Genomic DNA, 13,409 nt, shown 5'->3' with positions numbered 1-13,409 from the left:
GTCCGTCGACGCGCTCTTCGAGGCTGCTCGGACCATCATCGGCGCGCTCTTCGGCCTGAGCTGACACGTCGCAGCGACCTTCCCCCGCGGTGAAGAAAGTCCCTGTTCTCCGACAAGGAGAACAGGGACTTTCGTGCAGCCTGCAGGTGAGCGTTTGCGTGGCGGTGAGTGAGTGACCTACCGGCCGTTCTGTTGATACGCGATCGCTGTCAGCGATCCGACTTCGTCATTCACGTCTGCGGTGCTGCTGAGCCCGATCTTGTGGGTCGACTGCCCGGGAGCCTTGGCCGGGACAAGAAGTTCGGATTCGGGGCCTCGACAAAACGTAGTCCGAGGTCGACTCGGGCCTTGGTGGCCGCTGCGATGGCGGCGAATTGGCGAGCGCGAACGAAGGGCGTGTAGGTTCCGCTCGGGCCTTGGTGGCCGCTGCGATGGCGGCGAATTGGCGAGCGCGAACGAAGGGCGTGTAGGTTCCGCGGCCTTCGACCCGAACATCGGCTCCGAGTTCTTCGATCAGACGTCGGGCTGCATCGAAGATCGGCCGCAGTGCTGCCTTCGGGCCGCTGTACTGCTGGTCGATGTATTGCTCGACGGTCGGCTCCACCCATCCGGACTGTTCGGCAGTCTCGAATGCAATTGCCCACTGCGAATTCTGCGGTACACCGTGCTCTGCTTTCAGCCACTTGCGCACTTCGTTCTGATCGAGCGGGTCGACCCCGGACGTCCGTACGGCCTCAACCCATTCTTCGAGGGTGCGCCCGGTACGGTCGCGCATGGACGAGGTGACTGCGGCCATCATGTCGGAGGGTTCCATGTGTCTGTTCTACCGGTTGTCACTGGTCTTCCGGTTGTCGCTGCTCTCTCGGTTCTCACGGTGCACGGGTAGCTCGCTCAGTCGATGCCGAGCATCGTCTTGAACGCGCGCACGCCGGTCACTTCGACGGGATACGGCGGTGCGACAAAATCTTCGCGGCTGAGGGTGAAGAGACGACGCACGGTCATGCGACCGTCGGCAGCCAACTCCTCTACTGTGCCGTCTGCGCGGTACCCGACTTTGGTGGACACCGTGATCGAGGCGGGGTTGTCCGTGAATGCCGACGACACGACGCTTCGTGCACCCAAAGAGTCGAATGCGAATGCGCAGATTGCCTGTCGGGCGAGAGTGCCGACACCCCGGCCTTGGAACCCGCGTCCGATCCACGAGCCGGTTTCACCGGTACGACTGGTAGGAAAGTCCGTCGCGGCGAACGCCTGGCAGCCGACGATTTCTCCGTCGACGACAATGGCTGTTTCGAATTTCCAGTCGGTCATGGTCATCGCTCCGCGGACCGACCAGTGGTATTGGATGAATCTTCGCGACACTTCGTCGGGAGTGCCCACCGTCCAGGGGACGAGAAACGGCATCTGTTCGGCAGGGTGAATGCCGGCTCGGACCAGCGCAGTGAGTTCGGGGAAATGATCGTCGCGCACAGGGAGCAAGGTGACGGGCCCACACGTGATCGTGACTCCGTACGGAGGCCAGATCTCTCGCAGTGGGTCAACCATCGTCTTCAGACCTTCGTTTCGTGTGCGAATCGGGTCACAGTCTGGCATGCCAGGCCCGTCCGAGTGAGCGACTTCTGGTCATCGGGATTCTTTTGCCCTCGCGGTACGAAGTCGTGACATTAGTGTGTGGACGGTGACTACAGACAAACCGGTACGTCTTCGTGAAGGTAGATCGCCCGACAGGCTTTCGCGTGGTGTGGTGGCCGGATACGCAGCGGGAAGTGTCGGTACGGGTGGATTCGGTGTTCTGCCAGGTCTGGTACTGGCGTACTACCTGACCGACACGCTCGGCGTTGCCGCGGCGCTCGCGTCGCTTGTGGTCATTGTCCCGAAAATCGCCGACGTCCTGATCGATCCGCTGATCGGGTCGATCAGCGACCGAAGCTCTCATCGAACTGGTACGCGAGTGCCACTCATGCTCGCAGGCGCTCTGGGACTGCCGTTGCTCTTCATTCTCACGTTCTCGGCCCCGGTGTCGGCCGGCCCAGGAGTCGGGGCGATGTGGGTGCTCGTCTTCTTCCTGCTCGCGGCGAGTGCCTACAGCCTCTTTCAGGTGCCGTACATCGCGTTGCCGACCGAGTTGACCGGCGATTACCACGAGCGCACCCGGTTGGTATCGGTTCGAATTGCGGTGTTGGCCCTGACAATTCTGGTCATCGGCGCCGGCGGACCCGAGCTACGCGACGCTGCCGGGGGCGGAGCACGCGGTTATCTGGTCATGGCGATCGGGGTGTCGGCGCTGATGTGCGGGGCAATGATCTGGGCAGTTCGCGGAGCCGCGCGCCACACGGTGACTCACGCGGACGCGCCGGTCGGCTCGTTGCTCTCGCAGTACCGGGACGGGTTCGACGCGATACGACGTACCCGCGCGTTCCGATTGCTGGTCAGCGTCTTCGTGCTCCAAGCTCTTGCCACCGCCGTGATGTTGGCGGGTGCGCAATATCTGGCGACCTATGTGATGGGCAACGAAGGTGCGCTCACCGGTCTGTTCGTTGCACTCGTCGGACCAGCTCTCGTCGTCATGCCGCTGTGGTACCGGTTCTCGCATCGGTACGGAAAGCTTCGCGGTTACGTGGTGTCTTCGGTTCTGTTCGTCGTCGCCACGGCGTTGTTGACGCTTGCGGCTGTCCACGCGGGTTCGTGGATCTACGGTGCCGTCGCGCTTGCCGGCGTCGGCTACGCCGGCATGCAGGTGTTCCCGCTGGCGATGCTTCCGGACGTCATCGAGGACGACGCGCGAATCGGTGGGCGCCAACGCGGTGGTTCGCTCAGTGGTATCTGGACCGCCGCGGAAACCGCAGGCCTTGCCCTGGGACCCGCGGTGTTCTTGGGTGTACTCGCGGTCACCGGATTCGTCTCGAAAACTGCGGGCGAGACTGTCGTGCAACCGGAATCGGCGCTGACCGGAATAGCCCTTGGCTTCTCGGTCGTGCCGGCGATCCTGGTTGCGATCAGCCTGGTCGTATTGCGGAATTACCGCACTGAACAAGAATCCACTCACGAGAACGAAAGGTGAACGATGAGTTCCACTCGGGCCGAGGAACTTCAGGGCAAGATCGTCGAGAGCGCAAACCTCGAGAAGAGGGCGGCCGACATCTTGAGTCGGTTGCGTTCGCTTCGCGAGCAGGACGCTCCGACGCACGGAGGCCGGGTTCTGTCGTACGTGTACGACAGCGGCCTCGCAGCGCTCGACGAGTTGGCAGCGGACGCAGCTCGATTGGTTCAGCCGGTCAACGGTCTCGACCCGACGGTGTTCCCGTCCACCGCGGTGATGGAGCGTGAGTTGGTTGCGTTCGCACGCGAGTTCCTCCATGGAGCTTCAGACCCAGCCGCAGATACAGACGCCGGAGGCGCAGTCGTCGGCAATGTCACCAGCGGCGGAACGGAGAGTTGTGTGTTGGCCGTCAAGGCAGCTCGCGACTTCCGTGGGCTCCCGCCGGGTGAGGGTTCGCTGGTTCTTCCGACCACCGCGCATGCCGCTTTCCACAAGGCAGCTCACCTGCTCGGACTGGAACTGATCCTGGTACCCGTAGATCCCACGTCGGGGCGCGTCGGCGCACAAGATATTGCGACGGCAGTTCGGAAAGACACGGTCTTGATCGTCGTCTCCGCGCCCAGCTACCCGTTCGCGGCGCTCGACCCGATCGCCGATGTCGCGGAAGTTGCTCGTGCACATTCGATTCCACTGCATGTCGACGCCTGCATCGGTGGGCTTGCGTTGCCGTGGTGGGGTGATCTGCCACCCTGGGATTTCCGGGTGCCCGGGGTCACCAGCATGTCGGTCGACTTCCACAAGTACGGATACTCGCCCAAAGGCGTTTCGGTTCTGCTGCACCGAGGGCGAGATCTGCATCGCAAGCAGTATTTCGGACTCACGGACTGGCCGGGGTACCCGGTGGTCAATCCCACGCTTCTCGGTTCCAAATCCGTTGCTGCTCTTGCCGGTGCTTGGGCTATTTCGCAAGTCCTCGGGCAATCCGGGTACGCCGAATTGGTGTCCCGGGCGCAGCGGGCCACTCGTGCACTGATCGGCACGGTCGAGGCAATCGAGGGTCTTCGCGTCGTGGGCTCGCCGGTGGGACCACTGTTCGCGGTCGCTACCGACGATTCCGTGCCGCTCGAACGGCGAGTGGATCCGCATCGCTGGGTGAGCGCTGTCGGTGCTCGCGGCTTCGTCCTTCAAGGGCAGCCGGCGTCGACGCAACCTGACGGGACGACGTTGCCTCGAACAACCCACCTCACCGTCACCCCGGTGACGGAATCTGTGCTCGGCGAGTTGACCAGCGCACTCGTCCTCGGTGCCGACGACGTTCGCGGCTCGGCGGCAGCCGAGGCGCCGCCGGCCCTGGCAGAGTTGGCCGGAGCATTCGAACGTGGCGATGTCACCGTCGCCGATGTTCTTGCGTTGCCCAGTGACGCCGTCGCGGCAGCGTTGACGTCGGCGGGGCTGGATCCTCGGGGCTCTTCCGATTCTCCCTTGGACATGGCGGCCGTCCTCGCGGCAGTGGAATCGCTGCCACGTGAGGTCACGAAGAGACTGCTGGTGGAATTCCTCGCCGGAATGGTGGAGCCCTGAACTCGGCGATGAATACCGAAACCGCGATGAACACTGTCCAAAACTCGGACAAATGGCGCGAAAGATTCGCGAATCGGGCGTAAGTTTTCTGTCATCGGCTAACCATCTTTTGTCGGAGGGTTGATCAGTGACTGGTGCCGCGGCCAAGATTTTGACGGTGTTCGAGGAAGTGATCGGGGTTCCGCTTCCGGTTCGCGTGCGATGTTGGGACGGTTCGGAGGCAGGGCCACCGGACGCCGCTGCGCAGGTTCACTTCCGGAATCGGCGTGCCCTACGGCGGGTCCTCTACTCTCCCAACGAATTAGGGCTGGCGAGGGCGTACGTTTCCGGCGATCTGGACGTAGACGGCGACATCTTCGCGCTCCTCGACGTCCCGGAACTGGTCACGCGGCTCGGTGAGAATCGTTTGTCGACGTTGCCGCTGCGCTCGATTGTTCGCGCCGCCGGTACTTTCGCCGGCTTGGGGGCGGTGGGTCCACCACCGTCACCCCCGGCGATCGAGATGCGTAGTAAGCGAGGCAAGCGGCACAGTAGATCACGCGATTCGGCGACTGTCTCCCATCACTACGACGTCGGGAATCGCTTCTACGAACTGTTCCTCGGGCCGAGCATGGTTTATTCGTGCGGATACTGGCCGGAAGGTGTCGAATCCCTCGAAGCTGCTCAGTACGCGAAGCTGGACTTGATTTGCCGCAAGCTCGATCTGAAGCCGGGAATGCGACTGCTCGACGTCGGCTGCGGTTGGGGATCGATGGCATTGCACGCCGCCCAGAACTACGGCGTCGACGTCGTCGGAGTCTCGCTGAGCAACGAGCAGGTCGAATACGCCAAGGGGCGAGTTGCCGACGCGGGTTTGACCGATCGCATCGAGATTCGGGTGCAGGACTACCGCGACGTCGACGACGGCCCTTACGACGCGATTTCGAGCATCGGCATGTCCGAGCACGTGGGCCTGGTCAATTTGCCGGTGTACACGGCAAAACTCTACGACCTGCTCGTGCCGCGGGGTCGTCTGCTCAATCATGCCATCGCCGCGGTGAAGTCGTTGTCGGACAACGTCGATGACGGTCCCAGCTTCATCGACAGGTACATCTTCCCGGACGGTGAGATCCTTCCGTTGAGTAAAACCATTGATGCGCTGGAACTTTCGGGTTTCGAGACGCGTGACAGCGAAGCGTTGCGCGAGCATTACGCACTGACACTGCGCGCATGGGTGCAGAACCTCCGCGAGAACTGGGACGCATCGGTCTTACAGGTCGGTGCTCCCCGGGTGCGTACCTGGTTGCTGTATCTCGCTGCCAGTGCCCTGGGTTTCGAGGAGCCGCACAGGCTTACGATTCATCAGGTTCTGGCCGTGAAACCAGGGGATCGGGGGGCCAGCGGCATGGCCCGCTCGCGTGACAGTTGGTATCGATCGATTGAAGTCCCGCAGATCGAAACCGGTCCGCGCGTCGACTGAGGCCTATACGTTGGATTTCCATGAGCACCCGGAAGGTTGTCCTCGCGGCACTGAAGATTTCGGCCGTTGCGGTATCAGCGCTGTTGCCGACCTCGCTGCTGTTCACACCGATGTCGAACGCCGAACCTGTGAACGATTTCTACGATGCGATTCCGGGCGACGTCGGTGATCCGGGTTCGGTGATTCGGACGGAACCGCTGGCTCTGGCCGGTGCCGTCGGCGGAGTGCCTGGTGTGGGGACCCGGATCCTGTATTCGAGTACCGACACCCACGGATCCAAGGTTGCTGTGTCGGGCTCGTACCTGGAGCCGGCTGCCCCGTGGTCAGGAGCGGGCCCCCGCCCGACAGTGGTGATCGGTCCGGGTACGCAGGGCCAAGGTGATCAGTGCGCGCCGTCGAGGATGTTTCCCACTGCCGGTCAGCTCCGCCTGGCGGAACCCGGGAATCCGTCGAACTACGGTGCCGGTGTGGACAGTGTCGGTGTCAACTACGAGTCAGCTTTTGCTTTCGCTTTCCTCGCCCAGGGCGTTCGTGTATTCGTCACCGACTACATCGGACTCGGAACACCCGGCGTCCATACCTACGTCAATCGCGCCGAGGAAGCCCATGCGATGTTGGACGGTGCACGCGCTGCCCGAGCCCTCGCGCAGGCAGGAGAGGACGATCCGATAGCGCTGTGGGGCCATTCGCAGGGCGGCGGCGCCACTGCCGCTGCAACCGAACTGGCACCCGAATACGCGCCTGAGTTGAATCTGGTCGGGAGTTACGCGAGCGCGCCCCCGGCAGACCTGGCAAGCGTTCTGCGTCATATCGACGGTACCGGCCTGATGGCCGCGATCGGTTACACGATCAACGGCGTCCTCGACCGCTATCCTGCCGCCCGAGAGCCAATCGAATCTCGACTCAACGACTACGGCCGGTCCGTGCTCGCCGACGTCGCCGGGCAATGCCTCATCGATTCCCGAACCAAGTACGGGAAGCAGTCGACGGCGTCGTGGACCACAGACGGACGACCACTCGCCGACGTGGTGGAATCGGTACCGGAGATCCAAAAGGTGATCGAGGAACAACGCATCGGGTGGCGAACCCCGGCCTCGCCGATTCTGGTCAACGGAGCGCTCAACGACGATTTCATCCCGTACGAGCAAACCCGGCGCCTGGTTCAGGACTGGTGCGCGCGCGGGGCCGAGGCGACGTTGTTCATCGACACCCTGCCTGCGGTGAATCCGGGGAGCGGCAACAACCACCTCGCGCCGGCCGTAGCGGATTTCGGCGTCGGATTGCAGTATGTGCTGGACAGATTCAACGGCAAGCCGATAGTCGGTGCGTGCAACGCCTGAGTCGCCGTGTCACGTAACCACCGTCTCACTTCTAACAGTGGTTGACTGAGCCCGTGAACGATCGACCGCACGACCTTCCGATCAACCCGGTTCCACGGAGCGCCCTGGGTGCCGGGCCGGCGCTGAGAGTGTCGACGGGTCTGCTGCTCGGTGTGGCCGCCGGTGTCGTCACGGCGTTGGTCGGCTACCCCCGATTCGCGTTTCTGATCGGCTGGGATGTGGCGGCGATGGTGTTCACGGTGTGGACGTGGATTCTGGTCTGGCCCTTCGACGCGACGCTCACCGCAAGCCACGCAACGCGCGAAGAGCCGGCCCGAAACGTCGCGCACCTGCTGATTCTCGGTGCCGCCGTCGCGAGCCTGGTCGGTATCGCGTTCCTGCTCCTGGCGGCACCCGACGGACATCACTACCAAGTAGTGGCGGCATCGGTTGCAGTCGGCAGCGTCGTGATCTCGTGGCTGGCGGTACACACGCTCTTCGCCCTCGGATATGCACGGCTGTACTACTCCGGCCCCGACGGCGGAATCGATTTCAATCAGGAAGAACCGCCGAGGTACAGCGATTTCGCCTACGTGGCGTACACGGTCGGGATGAGCTTCGCGATTTCCGACACCAACTTGAAGTCGTCGGACATGCGCGCGATGGCACTCGGCCACGCATTGCTGTCGTACCTGTTCGGTTCGGTGATCGTGGCGTCCGTCGTCAACTTGATTGCGGGCCTGTGATCTCTCGAGCCGTGTTACCGATCAAGCCGCTGCACGCCCGATGCTCGAGAGGAAGCCGGCGGCTCCGAAGAACAGACCGGCGAACACTCGATTGGTGGTTCGCTGCTGTTTGGGGGAGCGCATCAAGGTGAGTACCCGGGCGGCCAGGCCGGTGTATCCGGTCATCACGATCACGTCGACTGCGCACATCGTGGCGGCGATGATCAGATACTGCGGCAGCAGCGGCGCCGACGGGTCCAGGAACTGCGGGAGCACTGCGAGCATGAAGCTCTTGTATCGTCAATAGCATCAGTTGGCGATCAGGAGTTAGAACATGAATCATCCCAGCTCAGCAGCTATTTACGTACGAATTTCGTTGGATCGAGAAGACGAAGCAGGTGTAACCAGACAACGCGAAGACTGTCAGGAGCTTGCTACCAAACTGGGATGGAGAGTCGGCCAGGTCTACGAAGACAACAGCGTATCGGCCTACAAACGCAAGGTCAGACCTGAATGGCAATCGATGCTCGATGATTTACGGTCAGGCATTCGCGATGGTGTGATCTTCTACGATCTTGATCGAATCGCAAGGCAGCCAAGGGATTTGGAAGACTTGATTGACGTGATCGAGCTGAAAAAGATCCCGAACAAGGTAGTCACTGGTGACGTGAATCTGAGTGACGACAATGGCCTGTTTATGGCGCGATTGCTGGTCAACGTCGGTAACAAGGCATCGAAGGACACAGGTAGACGTGTGGCCCGAGCAGCATTACAACGTGCACAGCAGGGCAAACCTCAGAAGGCTGTCACACGACCATTCGGATACACGCACGATTACAAGATCATCGAGTCAGAGGCCAAGCTGATTCGTGAGGCGTACGAGCGGGTCATTGCGGGGGAGTCGTTGACCAGCATCTTGAAGGACTGGCAGCAGATACCGACCGTAGAAGGCAAACGCTGGCACCGCCAGACCGTGAAGAAGATCCTGCAAGCACCGCGTAACGCGGCCATTCGCACGTACCGGGGGGAAGAAGTTGCCGTTGGGAACTGGGAACCCATCGTGAGCCGTGAGGTGTGGCAGGCCGCTCAGGACGTATTCAACGCCAGAACTCAGCCGATGCCAGACACCACGAGCGTGTATCTGCTCTCTCGTATCGCGAGATGTGGCAAGTGTGGCAGTCCGATGTACGGACGAGCACAGAACAAGACACGCAAGGCCAGCTACACCTGCATGTCTGCGCTAGGGGGATGTGGTGGCATCAATCGACAGATGAAGCCGGTAGACGAGTACATATCCGGTCTGATCAAGCGTCAAATGGCTAAGGGCAAGCCGGTAGCGCCACCCGTTGACGATCATGCGGCCGAGATTGCAGAGATTGAGACACGCATCAGCGATTTGCGTCAGGCATGGACGGACAAGCAGATCGATCTGTCGGATTTCATAGCCATGCGAGACGCTGAGACACAGAAGCTCAAATCGTTCGAACGTGCAAAGGCTCAGGCCAGCGCCACCCAAATCTCGGACACATTTGCCGAGAACTTCGATGATGCCAACCTGAGCCAGCAGCGAGCACTGATCAAGCGGTACCTGACAGCGGTTGTGATCCATCCGGCGGTACGTGGTGCTCGTAAAGTCGATTTCGATGCTATCGAGCCAATTTGGAAGAAAATAATCTAGTCATAAAAGCTATATCTTCTTCCGTCAGGTCAGGCGCATTCTGCATCTCCTTCTCAATCGCGCTCTCCATGTCGTAATTGGTCAACTTACATTCGGTTCTCCTTTCTGTAGGACGGTGCCAGACCTGGTGTCTGACGATGCTACGAGCGCGTATGGCGCTAGCTATGTGCTCCTTTCCTTTTGGTCTATCCTACTAACGCAAGCGCTAGTTGACAATAGTTGTCGATAATAAATGTCTATAAATAGAAGGTTATAGTACAAAACATGCTACAATAGACAAAGGTCCTACCTTGTTGACCGAGTGCCCTAGTTTACTTACGTGAGCTAGGGCATTTTCATGCAAACATGCAGGTCAAAGCTGTTTTACAATCTGTCCAATCTAGTTCTTGTTAAAAGCTAGATCTAGCTATAAACTAGGTATACAAACAACGAAGGGGAGCAGATCATGAGATGCTTGAAATGCGGCAATGCGTTCACTGACAACGGTTCGTCGTTCTGTTCCCCCGAACATCGTCGTAAGTACGAGCGCAAGAACAAGCTGTGCAGCTACCCGAGCAAGCGCGCATGGTCGAACCGGGAAGGTGCTCAGACATTCATTGATCGGACAGACGGACTGCACCTGAACGGTCTTCGTCCGTTCTATGACCCAAGTTGCAAGCACTGGCACATCGGCCATAGCTACTCAGTAGCGGCGTAACACCAAACACCTGACCTACGATCTAGCAATCAATCAAAGGAGACAATCATGGGCATCAAGACAATCGTAACCAGTGACTGGAACGGCGAAGTCATCACAGACCCAATCGAGCCTGTCACGATTACGATCGAACGAGCAGGTCAGGAAGCTAAGCAGGTGGAGAATGTCTATCTGACAGAGGATGATGTAGCCGCGCTGATCGACAATCTCAAAAGTGACGGTCAGCTGTATCACGAAGTGCGAAACACTGCTAATAGTGGGAATATCAAGAAAACCAAACCATCAGAGACATCGGAGACGAAACTCTTCGAGGCACTCGGTATCGATGACGAGGTAAAGCAGGAACTTCACATGTGGGCGGAACGGCAGGGCTACGCCAAAAAGGCCAACATCACTCCGAAGTTGGATGAAATCGAGAAGCTCGTTGACGCTGGCAAGTTCACCACGGTCGATAAATCTCAGTTCAAGCTGGTACGCGAGCTACACGGTCATGATCGCGGGAAGTACCGCAACGCGGCCGTACTGGCGGTTCTGAAGAAGCATCTAGAACCAAGCAAGTAGCAGCATTACCGTCAGATCCCTCGTCAGAAGTGGCGGGGGATTTGTCGTATCTAGACCTATAGCAAACTGATTAATAAAGAACAAATAGCATCGGTGCACGTCAGGGCGGTATTGATACTTGCTGTTTAGGTATTGCATCGTGGTCGAGGCTATCGATAAGCTCTGTAGGAAAGCAGGTGAACACGACGAACGGAGGCGCGGCGCTGGATTGAAGGTATTTGTTTGGCCACCCTTTCTCTGCGGGGTAGATCATTGGTTGTACTGGTGCCAAGGCACCAGGCCAGAGCGAAGCTCTGGTCTAATACTACTTTCATATTGTTCTAATACTTTGTATTCAAGAGTATTTACTAGATTATGATAAAAGAGTCCAGTGCAAGAGTCTTATGCAAGAGTGATAATCAAGAGTGAAAGCAAGAGTATTAACAAGAGTATTAACAAGAGTACTATGCATTTCTCATGCAACAGCTAGGTAACGATAGAAGGGTAAGGATTGTAAGCAGGGAAGGTTAGCACTAAGATCTACAGTAAAAGGTAGATAGCTATCTGAATAACTAGCTTTAGCTAGCGGTGTTTGGTAGAATAGTAGTAACAAGAAACACGCCACCAGTGCAATGGGAAGGATGTTCAAAGACTTTTCTTTTGGATGAGAAATAACACGAGACTCCCCTAACTGTTGCACCAGTTGGGGGAGTTTTTTGATCCAAAAGAGAAGGAAGTACAAAGTATGAAGATGAGTATCAAAGATGAGGTCTGGATTACTCTAGGTGAAGAGATTGACGATTCGGTGGAAGCAGGTTTAGGCACCTCGATAGTCAGTGACAAGAGTACAGATCAACAGGTTTACGGGTTCGCGCTGACATGCATGCATCTCGGATTCGATCCAACCAAACCTTTAGAACAGAGATATGGACAAGAGAGGGCACTACAAATAATGGACGAGATAGAAGCAAGTGTTGAGTTGGAGGAAGAGCTACGACGAAACATCCTGTACATAGCATGTGTGTGGGCAGCGTCAGCCAAGAAGACGGTAGAGCATCTAGGCCCCAAGCCGAAACAACACGTCGAACGTCTGATTGACGAGATTGCCAAGTTGTGCGTTCGATACTGGACGCTAGAACCAATAGTAAACCAGTCAGGGTTTCAGGAGAAGCTAGGTATATCTCAGCCACGAGCGTCCAAGTACCTGGCATACCTAGAACAGCAGAAGGTGCTGGAAAAGACCAAAAAGGGTGGAATGACCGGGGGGAAGAAGACCAGCAATGTCTACAAGATCATAGGTACACAGGACTACTCTCCTGAGCAGATCAAGGAAGAATTCGACGCATTGCGCTTACAGTCTGTTACCGCTGAGGATCAGATCAAGGAGTATGTCAGCGTGGGATCTACTAGGAAAGAAGCAACACCAGATAATCCTAGAGGGTACACATGGTGATGAACAAACACCTATTGATGTGGAAAGCACCATTGGATAGCGCAATGATCGATCCTGACGAGCTACAAAGCTATCTCGATCAGGGATGGAAAGAAGTAGGTTGGATCGTATGTGAGCCGAGCAATCTGGCGGGGGATACCTGTAGTCATCCAGCCCTTGAAAGTAGCTCAGATCGTGTCAGGCAGGTACGAAACGATGAAGGATGAAGACCCACCTAAGGCACAGGCAGTAGAGAGAGAAGTACGGACGATCACTGACGCATTCGAACGGCTGTTGGATATGGGAGTACCCGCCATGCGTATAGATCTGATCATCGAGCACATACGGAACAAGTACGGATACAAGAGCAAGAACAAAATGATACAATGAGTGATACAATAGAATGAGTCACTGCATTGCAGTGCCTAGATAGCTAGTAGATTATGGACAAAGAATTAGATTACGAAGTAGACGAAAATGGCTGTTGGATCTTTGCCGGGTGCAAGGATCGATCCGGTTACGGAATCATCAAGTATCAGAACAAGAGTTATAAAGCACATAGATTCGCATACATTCAGTCAGGTAAACCATTACGTGACGAGCAGGTGGTGATGCACTTGTGCGATAACCCTAGTTGCATTCGTGTTGATCATCTCAGAGCGGCAACGCAACGAGAAAATCTAGAAGATATGCGTGCAAAAGGCCGGGGGCGCGGTCAAGAAAAAGTCCAATACTGTAAGAACAACCATAAACTAAACAGAGTAAACAGCTACAGATTCAATAACAGAACTGTGTGCAGGTTGTGCAAGATAAGAAAGATGCAATAGCATGCATAGTTTAGCTATATTAGATAGGTACGTTAGAAGTGGATTAGATATTAGGTAAATATGTTAGAAGTATATTGAATATTGGGTAAATATGTAATACGAGCATCGTGC

At 57.5% G+C, this 13,409-nt stretch carries 11 protein-coding genes and 1 pseudogene; 9 read left to right on the top strand and 3 right to left on the bottom strand.

Annotated features, from left to right (window positions below; genetic code table 11):
- Positions 1 to 226: 226 nt before the first annotated feature.
- Both M0639_RS16315 and M0639_RS16310 read right to left on the bottom strand, forming a co-directional pair.
- Positions 227 to 814 (bottom strand): DUF5655 domain-containing protein, encoded by a 588-nt coding sequence (locus M0639_RS16315; protein WP_231915216.1) that lies wholly within the window; start codon positions 812 to 814, stop codon positions 227 to 229.
- A gap of 77 nt (positions 815 to 891) precedes the next feature.
- Positions 892 to 1,545 carry a GNAT family N-acetyltransferase gene (locus tag M0639_RS16310; RefSeq protein WP_193595236.1) on the bottom strand — a complete coding sequence of 218 codons (654 nt, stop codon included), beginning with the start codon at positions 1,543 to 1,545 and terminating at the stop codon, positions 892 to 894.
- A 124-nt stretch (positions 1,546 to 1,669) separates the two neighbouring features.
- Between M0639_RS16310 and M0639_RS16305 the strand changes: the two genes are divergently transcribed.
- The 5 genes from M0639_RS16305 (at position 1,670) to M0639_RS16285 (ending at position 8,145) form a co-directional block, all read left to right on the top strand.
- Positions 1,670 to 3,061, top strand: coding sequence for an MFS transporter (locus M0639_RS16305; protein WP_172827115.1), 1,392 nt, complete (start codon positions 1,670 to 1,672; stop codon positions 3,059 to 3,061).
- Between the two features lie 3 nt (positions 3,062 to 3,064).
- Entirely contained in the window at positions 3,065 to 4,621 is a 1,557-nt protein-coding gene (locus tag M0639_RS16300; RefSeq protein WP_172827116.1) for a pyridoxal phosphate-dependent decarboxylase family protein, read from the top strand.
- 127 nt (positions 4,622 to 4,748) lie between these two features.
- Positions 4,749 to 6,080: an SAM-dependent methyltransferase gene (locus M0639_RS16295; protein ID WP_007732273.1), complete on the top strand. Its 1,332-nt coding sequence runs from the start codon at positions 4,749 to 4,751 to the stop codon at positions 6,078 to 6,080.
- 20 nt (positions 6,081 to 6,100) lie between these two features.
- Positions 6,101 to 7,420 (top strand): lipase family protein, encoded by a 1,320-nt coding sequence (locus M0639_RS16290; RefSeq protein ID WP_064075421.1) that lies wholly within the window; start codon positions 6,101 to 6,103, stop codon positions 7,418 to 7,420.
- Positions 7,421 to 7,473: 53 nt separating this feature from the next.
- Positions 7,474 to 8,145 (top strand): DUF1345 domain-containing protein, encoded by a 672-nt coding sequence (locus M0639_RS16285; RefSeq protein ID WP_030537075.1) that lies wholly within the window; start codon positions 7,474 to 7,476, stop codon positions 8,143 to 8,145.
- A gap of 21 nt (positions 8,146 to 8,166) precedes the next feature.
- On the opposite strand, the pseudogene M0639_RS16280 reads toward M0639_RS16285, so the two are convergent.
- A pseudogene (locus tag M0639_RS16280) lies at positions 8,167 to 8,412 on the bottom strand (LysE family transporter); the annotation flags it as partial.
- Between the two features lie 46 nt (positions 8,413 to 8,458).
- Here M0639_RS16280 and M0639_RS16275 point away from each other — a divergent pair.
- From M0639_RS16275 to M0639_RS35200, 4 genes are all read left to right on the top strand, one after another.
- Positions 8,459 to 9,802 (top strand): recombinase family protein, encoded by a 1,344-nt coding sequence (locus M0639_RS16275; protein WP_064075420.1) that lies wholly within the window; start codon positions 8,459 to 8,461, stop codon positions 9,800 to 9,802.
- A 745-nt stretch (positions 9,803 to 10,547) separates the two neighbouring features.
- Positions 10,548 to 11,060 carry a hypothetical protein gene (locus M0639_RS16270; protein ID WP_064075419.1) on the top strand — a complete coding sequence of 171 codons (513 nt, stop codon included), beginning with the start codon at positions 10,548 to 10,550 and terminating at the stop codon, positions 11,058 to 11,060.
- Between the two features lie 730 nt (positions 11,061 to 11,790).
- A complete protein-coding gene (locus tag M0639_RS16265) occupies positions 11,791 to 12,492 on the top strand; it encodes a hypothetical protein (protein WP_156525087.1) in 702 nt (233 codons plus the stop codon).
- Between the two features lie 422 nt (positions 12,493 to 12,914).
- Positions 12,915 to 13,298, top strand: coding sequence for an HNH endonuclease (locus M0639_RS35200; RefSeq protein ID WP_082893300.1), 384 nt, complete (start codon positions 12,915 to 12,917; stop codon positions 13,296 to 13,298).
- The last annotated feature ends 111 nt before the right edge of the window (positions 13,299 to 13,409 follow it).

The sequence above is a fragment of the Rhodococcus qingshengii JCM 15477 genome, from assembly GCF_023221595.1.
Classification (GTDB): domain Bacteria; phylum Actinomycetota; class Actinomycetes; order Mycobacteriales; family Mycobacteriaceae; genus Rhodococcus_F; species Rhodococcus_F qingshengii.
This window is presented reverse-complemented; position numbering and strand designations above follow the sequence as displayed.

Coding starts and splice junctions, on each gene's coding strand:
- M0639_RS16315 (WP_231915216.1), bottom strand. CDS start 814: ATGGAACCCTCCGACATGATGGCCGCAGTCACCTCGTCCATGCGCGAC.
- M0639_RS16310 (WP_193595236.1), bottom strand. CDS start 1,545: ATGGTTGACCCACTGCGAGAGATCTGGCCTCCGTACGGAGTCACGATC.
- M0639_RS16300 (WP_172827116.1), top strand. CDS start 3,065: ATGAGTTCCACTCGGGCCGAGGAACTTCAGGGCAAGATCGTCGAGAGC.
- M0639_RS16290 (WP_064075421.1), top strand. CDS start 6,101: ATGAGCACCCGGAAGGTTGTCCTCGCGGCACTGAAGATTTCGGCCGTT.
- M0639_RS16275 (WP_064075420.1), top strand. CDS start 8,459: ATGAATCATCCCAGCTCAGCAGCTATTTACGTACGAATTTCGTTGGAT.
- M0639_RS16270 (WP_064075419.1), top strand. CDS start 10,548: ATGGGCATCAAGACAATCGTAACCAGTGACTGGAACGGCGAAGTCATC.
- M0639_RS16265 (WP_156525087.1), top strand. CDS start 11,791: ATGAGTATCAAAGATGAGGTCTGGATTACTCTAGGTGAAGAGATTGAC.
- M0639_RS35200 (WP_082893300.1), top strand. CDS start 12,915: ATGGACAAAGAATTAGATTACGAAGTAGACGAAAATGGCTGTTGGATC.